At 56.1% G+C, this 19,891-nt stretch carries 19 protein-coding genes; 5 read left to right on the top strand and 14 right to left on the bottom strand.

From position 1 onward, the window contains the following. Positions 1–55 precede the first annotated feature (55 nt). The 5 genes from ubiB to udp all read right to left on the bottom strand — a co-directional run bounded on the left by ubiB (position 56) and on the right by udp (position 5,482). On the bottom strand, positions 56–1,696 hold the full coding sequence (ubiB, locus tag C3F35_RS12865) for a ubiquinone biosynthesis regulatory protein kinase UbiB (protein WP_059306995.1): 1,641 nt from the start codon (positions 1,694–1,696) through the stop codon (positions 56–58). Then, on the bottom strand, positions 1,693–2,298 hold the full coding sequence (gene ubiJ, locus C3F35_RS12860; RefSeq protein WP_059306994.1) for a ubiquinone biosynthesis protein UbiJ: 606 nt from the start codon (positions 2,296–2,298) through the stop codon (positions 1,693–1,695). The genes ubiB and ubiJ overlap by 4 nt, the downstream gene beginning before the upstream one ends. Before the next feature lie 13 nt (positions 2,299–2,311). Next, positions 2,312–3,067 carry a bifunctional demethylmenaquinone methyltransferase/2-methoxy-6-polyprenyl-1,4-benzoquinol methylase UbiE gene (gene ubiE / locus C3F35_RS12855; RefSeq protein WP_032615102.1) on the bottom strand — a complete coding sequence of 252 codons (756 nt, stop codon included), beginning with the start codon at positions 3,065–3,067 and terminating at the stop codon, positions 2,312–2,314. A gap of 137 nt (positions 3,068–3,204) precedes the next feature. Next, on the bottom strand, positions 3,205–4,581 hold the full coding sequence (rmuC, locus tag C3F35_RS12850; RefSeq protein WP_051916088.1) for a DNA recombination protein RmuC: 1,377 nt from the start codon (positions 4,579–4,581) through the stop codon (positions 3,205–3,207). Between the two features lie 139 nt (positions 4,582–4,720). Then, on the bottom strand, positions 4,721–5,482 hold the full coding sequence (udp, locus tag C3F35_RS12845; RefSeq protein ID WP_032615104.1) for a uridine phosphorylase: 762 nt from the start codon (positions 5,480–5,482) through the stop codon (positions 4,721–4,723). Between the two features lie 251 nt (positions 5,483–5,733). Here udp and C3F35_RS12840 point away from each other — a divergent pair, with 251 nt between their 5' ends. Beyond that, complete coding sequence (locus C3F35_RS12840) at positions 5,734–6,537, top strand: dienelactone hydrolase family protein (protein ID WP_032615106.1); 804 nt, start codon at positions 5,734–5,736, stop codon at positions 6,535–6,537. Positions 6,538–6,660: 123 nt separating this feature from the next. Here the strand turns inward: C3F35_RS12840 and metE are convergent, their stop codons facing one another. After that, positions 6,661–8,925, bottom strand: a complete 2,265-nt coding sequence (gene metE, locus C3F35_RS12835; RefSeq protein WP_103793462.1) for a 5-methyltetrahydropteroyltriglutamate--homocysteine S-methyltransferase — start codon at positions 8,923–8,925, stop codon at positions 6,661–6,663. A gap of 236 nt (positions 8,926–9,161) precedes the next feature. On the opposite strand from metE, the gene metR reads away from it, so the two are divergent. After that, positions 9,162–10,115 (top strand): HTH-type transcriptional regulator MetR, encoded by a 954-nt coding sequence (metR, locus tag C3F35_RS12830; protein WP_077227584.1) that lies wholly within the window; start codon positions 9,162–9,164, stop codon positions 10,113–10,115. On the opposite strand, the gene C3F35_RS12825 is transcribed toward metR, so the two are convergent. The 3 genes from C3F35_RS12825 to pldB all read right to left on the bottom strand — a co-directional run bounded on the left by C3F35_RS12825 (position 10,003) and on the right by pldB (position 12,806). Further along, on the bottom strand, positions 10,003–10,902 hold the full coding sequence (locus tag C3F35_RS12825) for a carboxylate/amino acid/amine transporter (RefSeq protein WP_032615113.1): 900 nt from the start codon (positions 10,900–10,902) through the stop codon (positions 10,003–10,005). The two genes, metR and C3F35_RS12825, sit on opposite strands and share 113 nt — an antisense overlap. 82 nt (positions 10,903–10,984) lie before the next feature. Further along, positions 10,985–11,785 (bottom strand): sugar/pyridoxal phosphate phosphatase YigL, encoded by an 801-nt coding sequence (gene yigL / locus C3F35_RS12820; RefSeq protein WP_032615115.1) that lies wholly within the window; start codon positions 11,783–11,785, stop codon positions 10,985–10,987. A gap of 25 nt (positions 11,786–11,810) precedes the next feature. Beyond that, a complete protein-coding gene (gene pldB / locus C3F35_RS12815) occupies positions 11,811–12,806 on the bottom strand; it encodes a lysophospholipase L2 (protein ID WP_103793461.1) in 996 nt (331 codons plus the stop codon). 109 nt (positions 12,807–12,915) lie between these two features. Between pldB and rhtB the strand changes: the two genes are divergently transcribed. Beyond that, on the top strand, positions 12,916–13,536 hold the full coding sequence (gene rhtB, locus C3F35_RS12810; protein WP_032615119.1) for a homoserine/homoserine lactone efflux protein: 621 nt from the start codon (positions 12,916–12,918) through the stop codon (positions 13,534–13,536). A gap of 49 nt (positions 13,537–13,585) precedes the next feature. Here the strand turns inward: rhtB and rhtC are convergent, their stop codons facing one another. From rhtC to pldA, 3 genes are all read right to left on the bottom strand, one after another. After that, positions 13,586–14,206 (bottom strand): threonine export protein RhtC, encoded by a 621-nt coding sequence (gene rhtC / locus C3F35_RS12805; protein WP_103793460.1) that lies wholly within the window; start codon positions 14,204–14,206, stop codon positions 13,586–13,588. Between the two features lie 61 nt (positions 14,207–14,267). Then, positions 14,268–16,097: an ATP-dependent DNA helicase RecQ gene (recQ, locus tag C3F35_RS12800; RefSeq protein ID WP_077227587.1), complete on the bottom strand. Its 1,830-nt coding sequence runs from the start codon at positions 16,095–16,097 to the stop codon at positions 14,268–14,270. 91 nt (positions 16,098–16,188) lie between these two features. Next, positions 16,189–17,049 (bottom strand): phospholipase A, encoded by an 861-nt coding sequence (pldA, locus tag C3F35_RS12795; RefSeq protein ID WP_032615125.1) that lies wholly within the window; start codon positions 17,047–17,049, stop codon positions 16,189–16,191. Positions 17,050–17,207: 158 nt separating this feature from the next. Between pldA and yigI the strand changes: the two genes are divergently transcribed. Then, a complete protein-coding gene (yigI, locus tag C3F35_RS12790) occupies positions 17,208–17,675 on the top strand; it encodes an acyl-CoA thioesterase YigI (protein WP_032615127.1) in 468 nt (155 codons plus the stop codon). A gap of 51 nt (positions 17,676–17,726) precedes the next feature. Beyond that, positions 17,727–18,620: an EamA family transporter RarD gene (rarD, locus tag C3F35_RS12785; protein WP_032615129.1), complete on the top strand. Its 894-nt coding sequence runs from the start codon at positions 17,727–17,729 to the stop codon at positions 18,618–18,620. Positions 18,621–18,691: 71 nt separating this feature from the next. Here rarD and corA read toward each other — a convergent pair whose 3' ends face one another. Further along, a complete protein-coding gene (gene corA / locus C3F35_RS12780) occupies positions 18,692–19,642 on the bottom strand; it encodes a magnesium/cobalt transporter CorA (protein WP_032615131.1) in 951 nt (316 codons plus the stop codon). Positions 19,643–19,790: 148 nt separating this feature from the next. After that, positions 19,791–19,847: a YsgD/CorL family protein gene (ysgD, locus tag C3F35_RS27060; RefSeq protein ID WP_212743980.1), complete on the bottom strand. Its 57-nt coding sequence runs from the start codon at positions 19,845–19,847 to the stop codon at positions 19,791–19,793. Positions 19,848–19,891: the final 44 nt, after the last annotated feature.

Here is a 19,891-nt window from a genome sequence, read left to right as displayed (position 1 = left end):
GATTAATTAATCAGGCCGCATTATACGTTATGCGGCCCTGCTATAGCGACGCAATTCAGCGCGTTTTACGCCATCCGGCTAACCAGACAACCACGCCACCCGCCATCAACCAGGCGGGCATAAGTTCCCACTCAGGACGATTGATCAGCAGCAGCGTGCCACTTAACAACAGTGTCGCCCCAATGCCAAACAGATACCGGGACTGCCCCTGACGCACATGGTTGGTTTGCAACTCGCGGGCAATTTTATCCACGCTGTGCTGCAAGTTTTTGCTCTGACGCAAACTGTCATACACCAGTTCAGGAATTTCGGGCATTTTTTCAATCCAGAAGGGTGCTTTCTCTTTCAGGGAGCGCACCAGCGCGGGAAGACCAACCTGATCTTTGATCCACGACTCCAGGAAAGGTTTTGCCGTTTTCCATAAGTCTAACTGAGGATAGAGCTGCCGCCCCACCCCTTCAACGTAAAGTAATGTTTTCTGAAGTAAAACTAACTGCGGTTGCACTTCCATATTGAAGCGGCGTGCGGTATTGAACAGGTTCAACAGCACATGACCGAACGAGATCTCTGCCAGCGGCTTCTCAAAGATGGGTTCACAGACCGTACGAATGGCGAACTCAAACTCTTCAACATTGGTATCCAGCGGAACCCAGCCGGAATCAACGTGCAACTCGGCGACTTTGCGATAGTCCCGGTTAAAGAAGGCGATAAAGTTCTCGGCCAGGTAGCGTTTATCTTCTTTATTCAGCGAGCCGACAATACCGCAGTCGATGCCGATGTACTGCGGATCTTCGGGGTGCTCGTAGCTGACGAAGATATTGCCCGGGTGCATGTCAGCGTGAAAGAAGCTGTCGCGGAACACCTGGGTAAAGAAGACCTGCACGCCACGTTCGGCCAGCAGCTTCATGTTGGTGCCCTGCTTTTCCAGGGTCGCAACGTCCGAGACCGGGATCCCGTAGATGCGCTCCATCACCATCATGTCCTGGCTGCAATAGTCGGAATAGACTTCCGGCACATACAGCATCGGGCTGTTTTCAAAGTTGCGGCGCAGCTGAATGGCGTTCGCCGATTCACGCAGCAGGTTCAGCTCATCAATCAGCGTTTTTTCATATTCGCGTACCACTTCCAGCGGGCGCAGACGGCGGCCGTCAGGCAGCAGACGCGGCACCCAGCGGGCCAGGCGATAGATGAGTTTCATGTCGGCTTTGATGATTGGCAGAATATCCGGGCGGATCACCTTAATGACCACCTCTTTGCCATTCTCTTTCAGCTTTGCGGTATGAACCTGAGCAATAGAGGCCGAAGCCAGCGGCTTGATGTCAAAATCATCAAACCAGGTCTCAACCGGGAGATCGCCCATCGCCTTTTCGATCTGCTGTTTCGCCAGCTTGCCTTCGAACGGGGCGACTTTATCCTGCAGCAGCGCCAGCTGATCGGCAATCATTGGCGGGAACAGGTCACGGCGGGTGGAGAGCATCTGGCCGAACTTGATCCAGACCGGTCCCAGCTCCTGAAGAGCCAACCGCAGTCTTTCACCAAGCAGTTTGTCCTGATGGCGATTAGGCATCCAGAATAGCGTTCGTCGCCAGATACGCAGCGGCATTGTGATACGCATTCTGGGGATAAGTTCGTCCAGACCGTAGCTCAAAAAGGTGCGGATGATAAAGTAGAGGCGCCGAATTTCACCAGGCGTCATTTGCCCTCCAGTTTTTCAAGCCGTTTTGTCAGTGCATCGACCGAACGCTCAACGGCTGCGGTCTCTTCTGCGAACCATGCTGCTTCCAGCGGGCCTGGCGCCATGCGCCACTCCTCGGTAAGCACTTCTCCGGCGTAGCGCTGCTGGCGCTGAAAACCCTTTTTCAGCAACGAGGCACCGCCGCGCAGTACTTTACTGATCCCTTCAGCGGCAATATCGCCTGTCCAGGGAGCCAGCAATTCTGCCGGGTCAAACTCGGCCAGGTCAGCCAGGGAGACAAAGTTTTGCACCACCTGGAGATCGCCCTGAACCTCCAGCTCGCCGCTACGGATCAGGGCGGTAAGCTGCTGGCGATCGCGCAGTTTGGGTAACGTGCTCATGTGGGTAATGACGGAGCAATCGGCCTCGCCTTCCCACTCGCCGAGCACGTCGAGCTGACGCTCGCTGAATACCAGCACCAGCGGGGTCGAAAACTCTTTTAATACCACCCGCAGCACTTTGCCGTTCAGACGCTGACGCGCCGTTTTCAGCGCAGGAGACCGATAAAGAAACGTATTCAGTACGTTTTCCACACCGGCTGTGATCAAGGGTTTAAACGGCATTCGCCACCTCCACTCAGAACTTATAACCGCGATGTAGCGCGACAACGCCTGCCGTCATGTTGAAGTAGTCAACATTGTCAAAGCCTGCATCCTGCATCATGGCTTTTAAGGTGTCCTGATTTGGGTGCATACGGATGGATTCAGCCAGGTAACGATAGCTGTCTGCATCGTTGGCCACCATTTCGCCAATACGTGGCAGGATGTGGAACGAATAGGCGTCGTACGCTTTGCTCAGCGGCTCAATAATTGGTTTTGAGAATTCCAGCACCAGCAGGCGTCCACCCGGTTTCAGCACGCGGTACATGGAACGCAGCGCCTTCTCTTTATCGGTGACGTTACGCAGACCGAAAGAGATAGTGATGCAGTCAAAGGTGTTATCCGGGAAAGGCAGCGCTTCAGCGTTCGCCTGGACATATTCAACGTTGCCGACCACGCCAATATTGCGCAGTTTCTCACGGCCCATTTTCAACATGGAGTCGTTGATATCAGCCAGCACAACACGGCCCGTTTCGCCCACCAGACGCGAGAATTTCGCTGTCAGGTCGCCGGTGCCGCCAGCCAGATCCAGCACGGTTTGCCCACGACGCACGCCGCTACAATCAATAGTGAAGCGCTTCCACAAGCGATGAATGCCGAATGACATCAGGTCATTCATTACATCGTACTTCGCCGCCACGGAATGGAAAACGTGGGCCACCATGTCAGCTTTCTGCGCTTTAGCGACAGTCTGAAAGCCAAAGTGCGTTGTGTCTTGTGAATCTTCAACCATCTTAGAGCCTGCTTATCAGTCAAATGTTTGAGAAGTGTAACAGATTGGGCGCATTTGCCCTACGTTTCAACCACCCCAGGAATAACGTTCCAGGGGGCTGCCGACGCCTGTTTGCCTGCTAAGGTATTGTTTATATTTTAAACGGGACTATCACTGCGCAGCCGGTACTCTTCATCCTGAGACGTGGCCTGTTCGACCATTTCAGGATTAATCTCGCGTTTTACCTCTACGCCAAGGCTGCGGAACGATTCGGCCTGGGCCAGCAGGTTGCCGCGCCCGGAGGCCAGTTTTTTCATCGCCTGGCGATAGTTATCCTGAGCGCGATCCAGGCTCTGCCCGACCGATGACATATCATCGACGAACAGGCGCATTTTGTCATACAGGCGGCTGGCGCGATCGGCAATCTGTTGGGCATTGCGGCTCTGGTGCTCGTAGCGCCACAGGTTAGCAATGGTGCGCAGCGCCACCAGCAACGTGGTAGGGCTGACCAGCATAATGTTGTTTTTCAGCGCTTCAGAGATCAGCTCCGGCTGGCGGTCCAGCGCCACCAGGAAGGCCGGTTCAACCGGGATGAACATCAGCACGTAGTCAAGCGAACGCAGGCCAGGCAGTTGCTGATAATCTTTGCGCCCCAGCAGACGAATGTGGTTACGCACAGAGGCGATATGTTCCTGCAACGCCGACTCGCGGGTGTAGTCATCTTCGGCGTTGAAGTACCGCTCATAGGCTACCAGGGTCATTTTGGCATCGATGACCACGTCCTTTTCTTGCGGCAGACGAACAATGACGTCGGGCTGCATTCGCGCACGGGTCTCGGTTTCAATGCTGACCTGAGTTTGATATTCATGGCCCTCGCGCAGACCAGAGGCCTCCAGCACGCGGGTTAGAACCACTTCACCCCAGTTGCCCTGGGTTTTATTGTCGCCTTTCAGCGCCCGGGTGAGGTTGATCGCCTCCTGCGCCATCTGGGCATTCAGTTGCTGGAGATTACGGATTTCATGAGCCAGCGTGTGGCGCTCCCGCGCCTCCTGACCAAAGCTGTCCTGGACCTGGCGACGAAAGCCGTCCAGCTGTTCGCGCAGGGGCGTTAGCAGGCCGTTCAGGCTCTGACGATTTTGTTCATCGACGCGGCGGTTACTCTGCTCAAAGATACGGTTGGCGAGATTTTCGAACTGCTCACTCAGGCGCTGCTCGCTGTTGATCATCTGGCGGATTTTGTCTTCCGCATGCAGCTGGGTGGACTCCAGACGGGTAGTGACTTCGCGCAGGTCGGCTTCCAGCGAGGTATTGATATCCCGCAAATTACGCAGTTCGTTATTGAGTAACTCGCATTCATCGCGCCAGTGCCCGCTCTGCGCCGTTTGTTGTTTTAGCGCACTTAAGTCGGCCACCATCTCTTCGCGTTCGGCAAGCTGCTCGGCTTTTTGCTGCGCATGCTGGTAGCTGGCGAGCAACCAGCCTACGCCGACGCTGACCAGCGCAATAACGGCATAAAAAAGGACAGAAATATCCACGACGCCCCCTGCATCAAGGTATGACCCGCACAAAATAGAATTGTGCTGTATAAACGTCCAGTTTGAAAAGGGTTTTCTGCGAGGCGCTACGCAAAGAAAAAGGCCGAACAGGTCGGCCTTTGGCAGAGAAAAGGGGAAATTACAGCAGGCGACGGGCCGCTTCTACCACGATTTTCACCGCGTGGCTTTCGGTCTGCTTCATGGTCTCAGCGTTCGGGATCTCTTGCTGGGTACGGTTAACGATCACACCCGCAACCATACCGGCACGCAGGCCCTGGCTTGCACACATGGTCAGCAGCGTGGCTGATTCCATTTCATAGTTCATAACGCCCATAGACTGCCACTCTTCCATCGAACCTTTGAAGCGGTTAACGACGCGACCGGAGAAGGTGTCGTAGCGCTCCTGGCCCGGATAGAAGGTATCAGAGGAGGCGGTGACACCAATGTGAGTCGTCGCGCCAACGGATTTTGCGGCTTCCACCAGCGCGGTGGTGCACTCGAAATCGGCCACAGCCGGGAATTCCATTGGAGCAAAGTGCAGGCTCGCACCATCCAGACGAACGGACGCCGTGGTCACCAGGACATCGCCAACGTTGATATGCGGCTGGATCGCACCGGTCGTGCCGATACGCAGGAAAGTACGAATGCCCAGCTGTGCCAGCTCTTCAACAGCAATAGAGGTAGACGGGCCACCGATACCGGTAGAGCACACGATCACCGCTTTGCCGTCCAGCTCTGCCCGCCAGGTCGTAAATTCGCGATGGGCTGCCAGCTTAACCGGCTTATCCATCAGCGCGGCGATCTTTTCCACACGCTCAGGATCGCCAGGGACGATAGCGAGCGTAGCCCCTTGTAAATCGTTTTTAGTGAGGCCGAGATGAAAAACATCAGACTTAGACATAGAAAACTCCTCTGGGGGTCAGTTTGTCAGCAGAAGCAAAACGGTACTTTACCGAAGGATCCGGCTCAGTTTCGTGACGGACATCACCATGAATAAAATTGATTGCAGTTAATTACCATGAAATAGTGATTAACATCACATTAACGACTTATATCGTTATCTGTTGCACAAAAGATAGCCTGTTTCGGGCACTGTGGATTGTTAACCTGCGGACTATATTTACTTTTGCGCTAATTGGTACGGAGAATGCCATGACTGGAAAATCTGGATTTGCCCCTGCTGCAGACTTGCAAGCCTCAACCGTTGTCACTACGCCCGACGAAGCCATTACCGCCGGGGAGACCTCCATTCCGACCCAGGGCGATAATATGCCCGCTTATCATGCCCGGCCTAAAAATGCGCAAGGGGCATTGCCGATCGTCATTGTGGTTCAGGAAATTTTCGGCGTGCATGAGCACATTCGCGATATCTGCCGTCGCCTGGCGCTGGAAGGCTATCTGGCCATCGCGCCTGAACTCTATTTCCGTCAGGGTGACCCGAACGATTACAGCGACATTCCCACCCTGTACAGCAATCTGGTCACTAAAGTACCGGATGCACAGGTGCTGGCGGATCTTGACCACGTTGCCAACTGGGCGGCGCGCAATGGTGGCGATGCCCACCGTCTGCTGGCGACCGGCTTCTGCTGGGGCGGACGTATCAGTTGGCTGTATGCCGCGCACAACCCCCAGCTAAAAGCTGCCGTGGCCTGGTATGGCAAGCTGGTGGGCGAGAAGACGTTGAATTCACCGAAGCATCCGGTCGATATCGCCACCGATTTGAACGCACCGGTGCTTGGACTCTATGGGGCAGAAGATACCGGTATCCCGCTTGATACCGTGGAGACCATGCGCCAGGCCCTGCGCGCGGCAAACGCCACGGCGGAGATTGTGGTCTACCCGGAAGCCGGGCATGCGTTTAATGCTGACTATCGTCCGAGCTATCATGCCGAATCAGCCAAAGATGGCTGGGCACGGATGCTGGCGTGGTTTGCGCAGTATGGCAATAAGAAGTAACCACAGGACCGGTAAAGACAATCCATTGCCGGGTAGCATCTTGCTTTACCCGGCCCTACAGCTGAACAGCTCTGTGGTTTTGTAGGCCCGGTAAGCGTAGCGCCGCCGGGCAAACTGCCGATGTTATGACGCCTGACGCAAATTCTGCGCAGCTTTCACCATATTTGCCAGCGCGGCCCGGGTTTCCGGCCAGCCGCGGGTTTTGAGGCCGCAATCCGGGTTAACCCACAGGCGCTCTGCCGGAATACGCTGCGCCGCTTTCTGCAACAGGGCTTCAATCCACTCCACACTCGGGACGTTCGGGGAGTGAATGTCGTATACCCCCGGCCCGATTTCGTTCGGGTAGTCGAACTCTTCAAATGACTCCAGCAACTCCATATCGGAACGCGAGGTCTCAATGGTAATCACGTCGGCATCCAGTGCAGCGATGGAGTCCATGATGTCGTTGAACTCGCAGTAACACATGTGAGTGTGGATCTGGGTGTCATCTTTCGCTACCGCGGCGTTGATGCGGAAAGCTTCCACACCCCACTGAAGGTAGGCATCCCAGTCACTGCGGCGCAGCGGCAGACCTTCGCGTAGCGCCGGTTCGTCGATCTGGATGATGCCGATCCCTGCGGCTTCCAGATCGGCTACTTCGTCACGCAGCGCCAGGGCAATCTGTTTGGCGATGGTTTCACGGGTGACATCTTCACGCGGGAAGGACCAGCACAAAATCGTCACCGGACCTGTCAGCATACCTTTTACTGGCTTGTCGGTCAGGGATTGGGCGAATTTTGCCCATTCCACGGTGATCGCCTCAGGACGGCTGACATCGCCGATCACCACAGGCGGTTTCACGCAGCGGGAGCCGTAGCTCTGCACCCAGCCATTTTGCGTAAAGACGAACCCGTCGAGGTGTTCACCGAAATACTCCACCATGTCATTACGCTCGGCTTCACCATGGACCAGCACGTCCAGCCCCAGGCGCTCCTGCTCCACAATCGCCTGCTTAATGTGTTCGGCGATACCTGTGCGGTAGTTGCCCGCATCAAGGTTGCCCTTTTTGAAGTCCAGACGCAGGCCGCGGATCTCGGTAGTCTGCGGGAAGGAGCCGATGGTAGTGGTCGGCCAGGCTGGCAGGTTGAAGCGCGCGCGCTGGGCTTCGGCACGAACCTCATACGGACTCTGGCGTTGGCTGTCCTGAGCCGTGATGGCCGCCAGACGTTTTTCCACGGCGGCATTGTGCACGCGCGTCGAGTGGCGACGGGCCTGAATCGGGGCGCTCCATTCAGTGATCGCCGCCGTGTCGCCCGTATTCAATGCATCGCGCAGCAGGGCCAGCTCTTCACATTTTTGCAGAGCGAAGGCAAACCAGCTTTTCACTTCTGCATCCAGCCGTGTTTCAACGCTCAGGTCGATTGGGCTGTGTAACAATGAACACGAGGAAGCTACCCACAGATCACGTTTACCGACAATGCCTTTAATCTGTGCATATTTTTCTGTCAGATCGGCACGCCAGACGTTACGACCGTTCACCAGTCCTGCCGAGAGCAGCCAGTCGGACGGCAGACGATGGTGCAGTTCAGTCACCTCATCTTTGCCGTGAACCAGATCCACATGGAGTCCCTGCACTGGCAGCGCGGTAATGGTGTCGAGGTTTGGCGTGACACCCTCGAAATAGGTGGTCAACAGCAGCTTAACCTGGCCCGCAAGCGCATCGTACGCCGGTTTGAAGGCCTCCAGCCACGCCTGCGGCAGCTCCAGTACCAGTGCAGGTTCGTCAATCTGCACCCACTCAATACCGCGTTTCGCCAGTTCAGCCAGGAACTGTTGATACACCGGCAGGATGTCGTTCAGCAGGCTCAGGCGGTCAAAATGCTCGCCCTTCACTTTGCCCAGCCACAGATACGTTACCGGCCCCAGCAGCACGGGTTTGATCTTGTGGCCCAGCGCCAGGGCTTCGTCCACTTCGTCCAGCAACTGGGTCCAGGTCAGTTTGAACTGCTGACCTTTGACGAACTCTGGCACCATGTAGTGGTAGTTCGTGTTAAACCATTTGGTCATTTCCGCCGCTGCCGCTGGCTCACCCGTCGGGGCGCGGCCACGGCCAATACGGAACAGGGTGTCGATATCTACCGATCCATCGTTGTTCTGATGACGAGCCGGCACGTTGCCAAGCAGCAGGCTGGTGGTCAGAACATGGTCGTACCAGGCGAAATCGCCCACCGGCAGCAGGTCAATACCGGCCTGCTTCTGCTGGTTCCAGTGACGGGCGCGCAGCTCGCGGCCTACCGCCAGCAGTTCTTCACGGGTGGTGTTACCTGCCCAGTAACTTTCTTGTGCTTTTTTCAGTTCGCGACGAAGGCCGACGCGCGGGAAACCGAGAGTATGGTTAATGATTGTCATGTTTTCTTCCTCTAATTAATTGTAAATCCTTTGGATTTTCAATTCAGGGAAGGCGGTAAGTTTGCTCATCTCCCGGCGCTGACATAAGTCAGTGACCGGAGTGAGGAAACGCAGCCAACGCACCATAAATTTAAAAGACGAAGGATTTTAGCCGTCCAGATGTTTACACATCCATAATTGGCGGTTACTGTATATTCCTCAAGCGCAAATTGTTCATGGCGAAGTGAAGGACTTTCATGATCGAGATAAAACACCTGAAAACGCTACAAGCGTTGCGGAACTGCGGGTCCCTCGCGGCGGCGGCGGCCACGCTGCACCAGACACAATCCGCTCTTTCTCACCAGTTCAGCGATCTGGAACAACGCCTTGGCTTCCGTCTGTTTGTGCGTAAAAGTCAGCCGCTACGCTTCACCCCCCAGGGGGAGATCCTGCTGCAGCTGGCTAATCAGGTGTTACCGCAAATCGCCAGCGCGCTACAGGCTTGCCATGAGCCGCAACAGACTAAACTGCGCATTGCCATTGAGTGTCACAGCTGTATTCAGTGGCTGACCCCCGCGCTTGAGAACTTCCGCCAGAAGTGGCCGCAGGTGGAAATGGACTTTAAATCCGGCGTGACTTTTGACCCGCAGCCGTCCCTTGTTCAGGGCGAGCTGGATCTGGTGATGACCTCGGACATTCTGCCGCGCAGCGGCCTGCACTATTCGCCAATGTTTGATTTTGAGGTGCGTCTGGTGCTGGCCCCGGATCATCCGCTGGCCGCGAAAACACGCATCACGCCGGAAGATCTGGCCACGGAAACGCTGCTGATCTACCCGGTGCAGCGCAGTCGTCTGGATATCTGGCGTCACTTCCTGCAGCCCGCAGGCATTAGCCCGCAGCTGAAAAGCGTGGATAACACCCTGCTGCTGATTCAGATGGTGGCGGCCAGAATGGGTATCGCGGCGCTGCCGCACTGGGTAGTGGAGAGTTTTGAACGCCAGGGTCTGGTGGTGACCAAAACCCTGGGCGAGGGATTGTGGAGCCGGTTGTACTCCGCGGTACGCGATGGCGAGCAGCGTCAACCGGTTACCGAGGCCTTTATTCGCTCAGCGCGGAATCACGCCTGCGATCATCTGCCGTTTGTGCGGAGCGCGGAGCGACCCAACGGCGATGCACCCACAGTGAAGCCAGGATCACCGTTCCCCCAATAATGAAGCTTGGCCAGTGCGGTTGTTCCTGCCAGATGGCGAGGTTCACCAGCAGGCCTGCCGGGACATGCACGTTGTTCATGATCCCCAGCGTCCCGGCGTCCACCTGCGTGGCGCCGTAGTTCCACATAAAGTAACCCAGCCCGGATGCCACAACCCCCAGCCAGATCAGCACGCTCCACTGCAGCGTGGTCGTCGGCAACTTCTGCGGATTCCCCAGCATGAACCATGCCGCAACCGCCACGATAGCCGCCCCCATGTAGAACCAGGCAAAGGCGTTATGCTGCGGCATCGGCCGGGTTTCCATCAGGCGTTTATAGCCCACCATGCCGATCGCGAAGCTGATGTTGGCAAGCTGGACGAACATCAGCCCGGTCCAAAAGTGATCGCTCACTTTGTCGTAGCGAATAATCGCGGCCCCCACCACCGCCAGTGCCGCGCTCAGCAGGTAGCCCCAGCGCAAACGGCGCTTGCTCAGCAGATCGTAAATCAGGGTGATATAGAGCGGTGTCAGCACGGTAAACAGCAGGAATTCCGATACCGACAGGTAGACGTACGCCCGAAAGCTGAACAGGTACATAATGCCAAGCTGCATCGCGCCTACCAGCATATACAGCAGAATGGTTTTCAGCGTTTGCCCACGTGTACGCAGGAACGGCAGGAACACCAGCGCCGCCAGCCCGACGCGCATCAGCACCGAGAAGTAGCTATCGACGTGTCCGGCAAGGTATTCGCCGATCAGGCTAAAGGAGAAGGCCCACAGGATAGTGGTGATGATGAGTAGCGCCACAATGCTTGTCTCTTTAAAAGATGGACAGGCATTGTAGCGAACTCTTTGGTTGACAACTGAACGCTAAACAACCAAATGAAGATTATTCAAGGAACAACTTACGCAGGTATTTTGGCACTGCGTTGTCGCCGTTGGTACCGATCACTTCCAGCTCCGGGTGCAGGTCTTTCAGACGCTGATGGGCGTTTTCCATGATGCAGCCTTTACCCGCCATGGAGAGCATTTCGGCGTCGTTCATACCGTCGCCAAAGGCGATGCAATCCTGCAGGTTAAAGCCCAGACGTTTAGCTACCGCTTCCAGAGCATGACCTTTAGAGACGCCACCCGCCATCACTTCCAGACAGGTAAGCGTGGAGAAGCTGACGTTAACCCGATCGCCCCAGCGGGCATTGATCGCCTGCTCCAGCGGCAACAGCGCTTCGTGAGTTTCGGTGGTGAAGAACACTTTGCTGATGCCTTCTGGCTCCAGCAGGCCGGGTTCGTACAGCGAGTAGTTGAAGACCGCCTCTTTGAAGAACCGCATCTCGTCCGGGCGGTGGCGGTTCATAAACCATTCATCGTCGCGATAGACGTTGGTGATGATATCGGGGTTGTTATGCATGATACCGAACAGATCGGTGGCGATATCGCGATCGAGGTTATGGGTAAAGATCAGATTCCCGTCCAGATCGTGCACGCGGGCACCGTTGGAGGTGATCATATAGGATTTGATCTCCAGATTATCGCGGATCTGCCCCACATCAACGTGGTGGCGACCGGTGGCGAAGACAAAGTTCACGCCACGGGCAGTCAGGAGTTTTAAGGTCTCTTTCGCGTAAGGCGATAAGGTGTGGTCGGGAGAGAGCAGCGTGCCATCTAAATCAGACGCGACAACCTGGTACATAGGAAAATTTAACCTCTGGTGAATATCAGTTATGCCTGCCGAAAAAGTCGACGATGGCGTGGAGTGCGACTGAGCGCATGGCGTCCTTTTCAAAAAGGATCTCATGGTACGCGCCGTTTATGACCAGCGGTTTATCCCCTTCGCAAGGGTGACCGGCTGCGGCTCGCAGTTCACAAAAGCGGTCGTGCATGCGGTTATCCACTACCCGCTCCTCTTCTGCCTGAAGGATAAGCGTGGGCGTGTTGTCCTGACCGGCATTCGCCAGTACCTCTTCCCCTGCCAGAATCCCTTCGCGAACCCAGTGGTAAGTTGGCCCGCCGACGCGTAAACGCGGTTCATCGGCATAAAAGCGCAGGTTGCGGCGATAACGCTGCCGACTGTGAGTTAACACGTTAATGGCAAACGGCAGTGCGCGCCAGCGCCCGGTGCCGATGGCATAGCCTTCCCGAATGCGCTGATGGCCCTCAGCCCAGTCGAGAATATGGCGTACCATCCAGTCCGGGAAGCGCATGACAATGCCAAACATCGGGGCGCTCAGGGCAATGGCATTACACTGGTGCTGCGGGTGGCGCTGTAAAAACAGCGTGGCGATTGCACCCCCCATTGAGTGCGCCAGGATAAACCGTTTTCGCCACGGACCGGGCTGCACTTCCTGTTGCCAGAAGGCGGCAAAATCATCGACGTAATCACTGAACTGACTCACATGACCGCGGTGCGTGTCGGACAACATTCGCCCGGAGCGTCCCTGACCGCGATGATCGATAATCAGCACGTCATAACCCAGCCGGAAGAGATCGTAGGCCAGCTCGGCATACTTGACGTAACTTTCGATTCGCCCGGGGCAGATGACTATCACCGAATCATGGGCTTCGGCCTGAAAACGAACAAAGCGCACAGGAACATCATCGACGCCTGCGAAACCGCCTTCCTCGCGCTGGCGCCAGAAATCGGTCAACGGCCCCATGGAGAAAGCAGCGAAAGCCTTTTCTCGCGTTTCCCAGTCCTTATTCTGCTGAAACATCGGGTTTACACCCCTGTAAGCCAAGGAATATCGTTTTTTCGTGACAGGTCGTAAAATGTCGCAACATTAGCGTATTGTGGCATAAAAATAGACGATTCGGGAGCTTCAAATGACCTTCGAGTGGTGGTTCGCCTACCTGCTGACATCCATCATCCTCAGCCTTTCCCCGGGTTCCGGGGCCATTAACACCATGACCACCGCCATGAACCACGGCTATCGCGGCGCCGCCGCGTCTATTGCCGGATTGCAGACCGGGCTGGCCATTCATATCGTGCTGGTCGGCATAGGACTCGGAACGCTCTTCTCCCGTTCGGTCTTGGCTTTCGAAGTGCTGAAATGGGCCGGTGCGGCCTATCTTATCTGGCTGGGGATCCAGCAGTGGCGCGCCGCAGGTGCATTGGATCTGAATACGCTTGCTCAGACCCAGAGCCGGGGCCGCCTGTTTAAGCGTGCGGTATTTGTAAACCTGACCAACCCGAAAAGCATCGTCTTCCTGGCCGCCCTGTTTCCGCAATTTATCGTGCCGCATCAGCCCCAGATCATGCAGTACGTGGTGCTCGGTGTAACCACCATTGTGGTCGATATTATTGTGATGATTGGCTATGCGACACTGGCAACCCGGATTGCAACATGGATTAAAGGGCCTCGTCAGATGAAGGCCCTGAATAAAGTGTTCGGTTCGCTGTTTATGCTGGTGGGTGCGCTGCTGGCGTCAGCGAGGCATGCTTAATCACGTTGCCGGATGGCGCTGATCCGGCCTGTGATTAACGTTACCGTCCTTATCGGGACAGGATCAGGTGAATACCGAAGCCGGCGAATAACGCGCCGGCAAAGCCATCAATCCACTTCGCCAGACGTTGATAACCGCGACGCATCGACGGGAGCGCAAACAGGCTCGCCACGACCGTAAACCAGGCGAAGGTTTCCAGCACGATCAACAGGAAAATGCCCCAGCGCGCACCAGCCCCGACGTCTTCACCCACAAACAGTGAAAATACTGAACCGAAATAGATAATCGCTTTGGGATTCGCGAGATTAGTCAGCAACCCTTTCACAAAGCTACGCCCACTGGCGGCCAGCTCCATTTTTGGCTCAGGCGCCTCGCTACCCTCTTTCTTAAATGCCCCGCGCAGCATCTGGTAGCCCATCCAGCACAGATACAGACCGCCGCCCACCATAATGATGTTATGCAGCCAGGCCATTTTATCGAGGATCAGGTTCAGGCCCAGCAGCGCCAGCGCTGCCCAGACCATTACGCCAAGGGTAATGCCCAGCACGCCCATCATCGCCTCTTTACGGGAGCGGCTTACCGCCGTTTGTGAGACGAAGAAAAAGTCAGGGCCAGGGCTCATCAGCGCCACGATGTGCACCAGCGCCACGGTCAGAAACAGGGTTAACATAATTAACTCGCGGGGAAATAGTTCAGGGAGTCATCATCCTGGCACTTTTTTGCCAGACTGACTACTCCTCATCATCGCCATCCGTATGGGAACGAATCAGCGCCATAAATTCTTTCCCAAAACGCTCTAGCTTACGTGTACCAACGCCGTTGACGCTGAGCATTTCGCTGGCGCTGAGCGGCATCTGCTCGGCCATCTCAATCAGCGTCGCATCGTTAAACACCACATACGGCGGGATATTCTCTTCATCCGCGATAGCCTTGCGCAGCTTACGCAGTTTGGCGAACAGCTTGCGATCGTAGTTGCCGCCGTAGGATTTCTGCATCACCCGCGGTTTCAGCGCCACCACGCGCGGCACGGCCAGTTGCAACTCCACGACGCCACGCAGCACCGGGCGGGCAGCTTCGGTGAGTTGCAGCGCAGAGTGCTGGGCAATGTTCTGGGTCGCAAAGCCCAGGTGGATCAGCTGACGGATGACGCTGACCCAGTGCTCATGGCTCTGATCTCGTCCAATGCCGTACACCGGCAGCTTGTCGTGACCCATCTCGCGGATGCGCTGATTGTTGGCGCCGCGCAGCACTTCCACCACATAGCCCATACCAAAGCGTTGGTTGACGCGGCCAATGGTGGAGAGCGCCTTACGCGCGTCCATTAGCCCGTCATACTGCTTCGGCGGATCGAGACAGATATCGCAGTTACCGCACGACTCCTGGCGACCTTCGCCAAAATAGTTCAGCAGTACCAGACGGCGGCAGGTTTGCGCTTCAGCAAACGCGCCCATCGCGTTGAGCTTGTGGCGCTCGATATCCTGCAGCGCCCCGGCAGGTTTCTCTTCGAGGCAGCGACGCAGCCAGGCCATGTCAGCCGGATCGTAGAACAGCATCGCCTCTGCGGGCAGGCCATCACGCCCGGCGCGGCCCGTCTCCTGATAGTAGGATTCAATATTGCGCGGAATGTCGAAATGCACCACAAAGCGCACGTTCGGCTTGTTGATACCCATCCCAAAGGCGACGGTCGCCACCACGATTTGCAAATCGTCGCGCTGGAACTTCTCCTGCACTTCGGCGCGAACGTGGTTTTCCAGCCCGGCATGATAGGCCGCGGCGCTGAAGCCCCGGCTCTGCAGCCGCGCAGCGGTGTCTTCCACCTTCGCCCGGCTGTTGCAATAGATGATGCCCGACTTGCCGCGCTGCTCCTGGACATAGCGCAACAGCTGATCCAGCGGCTTGAACTTTTCCATCAGCATGTAGCGGATGTTTGGACGGTCGAAGCTGCTGACCTGGATCAGCGGATCGTTAAGGCCCAGCAGCCGCACAATATCGTGCCGGGTGGTATCGTCGGCGGTGGCGGTAAGCGCCATAAACGGCAGCTCAGGGAAGCGCTGGCGCAGCTGGCCGAGCGCGGCATATTCCGGGCGGAAATCATGGCCCCACTGGGAAATACAGTGCGCTTCATCCACTGCCAGCAGCACCGGATTCCAGTGCGCCAGATGCTCAAGGAAGTTATCCAGCATCAGGCGTTCCGGGGCGATATACAGCAGACGCACCTGCCCGGTACGGCACCCGGCCATCACTTCCTGCTGTTGCTCGCGGGTTTGGGTGGAGTTGAGACAGGCCGCCGCCACGCCATTCGCCAGCAGTTGGTCAACCTGATCTTTCATCAGCGAGATCAGCGGTGACACCACCACCGTCAGGCCGTTCAGTACCAGCGCGGGAACCTGATAGCACAACGATTTCCCGCCGCCGGTCGGCATTACCACCAGACAGTCACGGCCCGCGAGGGCGGTGTTAATGATGGTTTCCTGGCCCGGGCGGAACTGCTGGTAGCCAAAGGTTTCATGCAAAACCTGTTTAGCCAGCAACTCCTGATTTACGACTTCCGCCTGCACCACATCAACCCCATTTGCCTGAAATAAAAACAGGCGCTATTTTCAGCGCCTGCGAGAGAAACTTCAACGTTTAAGACAAAAACATTCGAGAGGGCTAGAAAAGATCGTTCAGCATCACGCCCACGCCGACGCGGGTCTGGTTGAAGTTGTAGTCGATAAGCGATTCGCCGTAGCCGCTGTAGATCTGGGTGTAGAAACGAACATGCTTAGTCAGCGGATAGCTGACGCCCATCTCCGCGCCGCCGTAGCCGGTGTTCCAGTTGTACTGACCCTTCACGCTAAGCACCGCTTCGCCCAGCTGATAGCCCACCCGCAGCTGGTAGTAGCCCATGTATTTGGTGATATCCGGGTTATCGTCGGTATTGCCCACCACATACCAGGGTTTGACCTCCACCAGCCAGTTACCGTTCTGCGCCATCAGGCGGGTATAGAGACGGTTCCAGCTGCGCGACGTTGGGTCGGATCGGCCGTTAGACATGTGATTGTAGCCAAACTCCACGTCCCGCAGCGTCCAGCCCGCCAGCGAGTAATCGGTGGCGAAGCCGAGGAACAGCTGTGGCTCATAGTTGGTCTCACGAAACGGCGAAGATTCATCGCTGTTCGACAGCTGCCACCAGGATTTTTGCGTGTAGGAGCCACCCAGAATCGAGTTCGGCCCCAGAATGCCGCGCCATAGCGGGAAGGCAAGGCTCAGCTGAAACTTCACTTCATCTTTTTGCGAATCGTCAGCCCAGTCATAGGTGCGGATCGCCTCTTTATTGAGGTCGCTGGTGGCGGTGTAAATTAAATAGTTGCTGTCATAGGGGTAGAGCGTAAAAGGATTATCGTGCTCTTCCAATAAGTTAGCGATAATGCTGCCGCGCACGGCAGGCGCTTCCTGAGTTACCGCTTCCTGGGCGAATGCCATAGAGGGCAGCGTAACCGCCGCCAGGAACCCGGCCTGATATATCCGCATCGGTGATGCTCTCCTGCGAAATTGTTTTAATGAAGAATTATTTTGTTCCCTTTTAACATATTTAATTAATAGCCGCCTCACCTGCACTCTGAATCTGGAAATTCACATTGATGAGGCATAAAATCAACATCCTTTTAACAATAAGGATGTGACGTGCTATGTCTGCCACGCTAACTGCTGACCAGGCCCTGAAGCTGGTCGGTGAGATCTTCGTCTACCATATGCCGTTCAACCGTGCGCTGGGGCTGGAACTGGAGCGCTACGAGAAAGATTTTGCCCAACTGAGCTTTAGTAACCAGCCGATGATGGTGGGTAACTGGGCGCAAAGCATTCTCCATGGCGGGGTGATCGCCTCGGCCCTCGACGTTGCCGCCGGGCTGGTTTGCGTCGGCAGTACCCTGACCCGCCACGACACCATTAATGAAGACGAGCTGCGCCAGCGCCTGTCGCGGATGGGCACCATCGATCTGCGCGTCGATTATCTGCGTCCCGGCCGTGGGAATCGCTTTACCGCCAGCAGCAGCCTGCTGCGTGCGGGTAATAAAGTCGCGGTCGCGCGCGTGGAGCTGCACAACGAAGAGCAGGTTTATATCGCCAGCGCAACCGCCACTTATATGGTGGGTTGAGAAGGTAAAATCGGGTAAAATTGCGTTACTTTTTTGTAACGGATTTTCCTGATGGATGCTAAACAGACGCGGCAGGGTGTTCTACTCGCTCTTGCCGCCTATTTTATTTGGGGTATCGCGCCCGCCTACTTCAAGCTGATTCACTACGTTCCCGCTGACGAAATTCTTACCCACCGTGTGATCTGGTCGTTTTTCTTTATGGTGGCGCTGATGAGCGTAAGCCGTCAGTGGTCAGGGGTGAAAACGCTCCTGCAAACGCCGAAGAAAATTTTCCTGCTGGCGCTTTCTGCCGTGTTGATTGGCGGCAACTGGCTGCTGTTTATCTGGTCGGTCAACAACCATCACATGCTGGAAGCGAGTCTCGGCTACTTCATTAACCCGCTGGTGAATATCGTGCTGGGGATGCTGTTCCTCGGGGAGCGCTTCCGTCGGATGCAGTGGCTGGCGGTGATCCTCGCCCTCTGCGGCGTTTTGGTTCAGCTGTGGACCTTTGGCTCACTGCCGATCATTGCGCTGGGGCTGGCGTTTAGCTTCGCCTTCTATGGCCTGGTACGCAAGAAAATCGCCGTGGAAGCACAAACCGGGATGCTGTTCGAAACCCTGTGGCTGCTGCCAGTGGCTGCGATTTACCTGTTCGGCATTGCCGACAGCAGCACCAGCCATATGGGCAGTAATCCGTGGACGCTGAACGTGATGCTGATGGCGGCCGGTGTCGTTACCACCATCCCGCTGCTGTGCTTTACCGGAGCGGCAACACGTCTGCGCCTGTCGACGCTGGGTTTCTTCCAGTACATCGGTCCGACGCTGATGTTCCTGCTGGCGGTGCTGTTCTACGGCGAAGTGCCGGGTGCGGATAAGATGGTGACGTTTGGGTTTATCTGGGTGGCACTGGCGATTTTCGTCGCGGATGCGATTTATACCCAGCGCCGAAAAACGCGTCTGTAATCCTCTCGGGCCATGTCAGAGAATGGACAGGGAATGGCCGGGTAAGGCGTAATCGCCACCCGGCATAACACTTAAAGCCAGTTACGGCGCTTGAAGTAGAGATAAGGCGCCAGCCCGGCGAGTACCATAAAGACAATCGCGCCCGGATAACCAAAGCTCCATTTCAGCTCCGGCATAAACTCAAAGTTCATCCCGTAGCTGGAGGCCACCAGCGTAGGCGGCAGGAACACGACCGAGACCACCGAGAAGATCTTGATGATGCGGTTCTGCTCGATGTTGATAAAGCCCATCGCCGCCTGCATCAGGAAGTTAACTTTCTGGAACAGGGATTCGTTGTGCGGCAGCAGGGATTCGATATCGCGCAGGATCTCACGCGCCTGCTCCAGCTGGCCGCCCGGCAAACGCGCCTTACGCACCAGGAAGTTCAGCGCACGCTGCGTATCCATCAGACACAGACGCACCTTCCAGCCGATATCTTCCAGCTCTGCCAGGGTCGAAAGCGCTTCGTCGTACTCATCGCCCTGATGGCCTTCCATGATCACCCGGCTCAGCTCTTCCAGATCGCTGTAGATGTTCTCAATTTCATCTGCCAGCTGTTCGATTTTGGTTTCAAACAGGTCAAGCAGCAGCTCATAGGCATTGCCGTCCACCATCGCCTGGCTACGGGCACGCATGCGGTAGAGACGAAATGCAGGCAGTTCACGCTCACGCAGGGTAAACAGGCGGCCATCGCGAATGGTAAATGCGACGGTGGAGTTACCGGCGTGATCTTCCGCATCTTCGAAGAAGAAAAAGGAGTGGATGTGCAGACCGTCTTCGTCTTCGAAGAAACGGGCCGACGCCTCGATGTCTTCCAGTTCCGGGCGGGTGGCCAGGCTTTGTCCTAGCTCAGATTGTACGCGCAGGCGTTCGTCGTCGTCCGGCTCGACCAGATCCACCCAAACGGCATCAATGAGGGGTTGTGACTCTTCAGCTTCAAGCCGAATCAGTCGGTTCTTTTCCAGTTGAAATGCGCTCAGCATGACCGGGACTCCCAATGCAATAAATATCGGACAGTTCGGTGGGCACACAGAAACAAATTGGGTTTCAGACCATTAAACAGCCTGACTCAGCGCGACGGGAATAACTGTCGCTGACAACCACTAAGGGCATCAGCGTGAGGAGATAGCCTTAGGAGTTGTTCCTGGATGACAGGGAATTGAGCCAGTATCTACTGGGTGTGTCCAAGGCGAATGTCCTCTTAGCGTAATCGTGCGCGCATGTTACGCCAG

This window comes from Leclercia sp. LSNIH3, assembly GCF_002935105.1.
In the GTDB taxonomy this organism is placed as follows: domain Bacteria; phylum Pseudomonadota; class Gammaproteobacteria; order Enterobacterales; family Enterobacteriaceae; genus Enterobacter; species Enterobacter adecarboxylatus.
The sequence above is the reverse complement of the archived record's forward strand: the minus strand, read 5'-3'. Positions and strand labels throughout refer to the sequence as shown.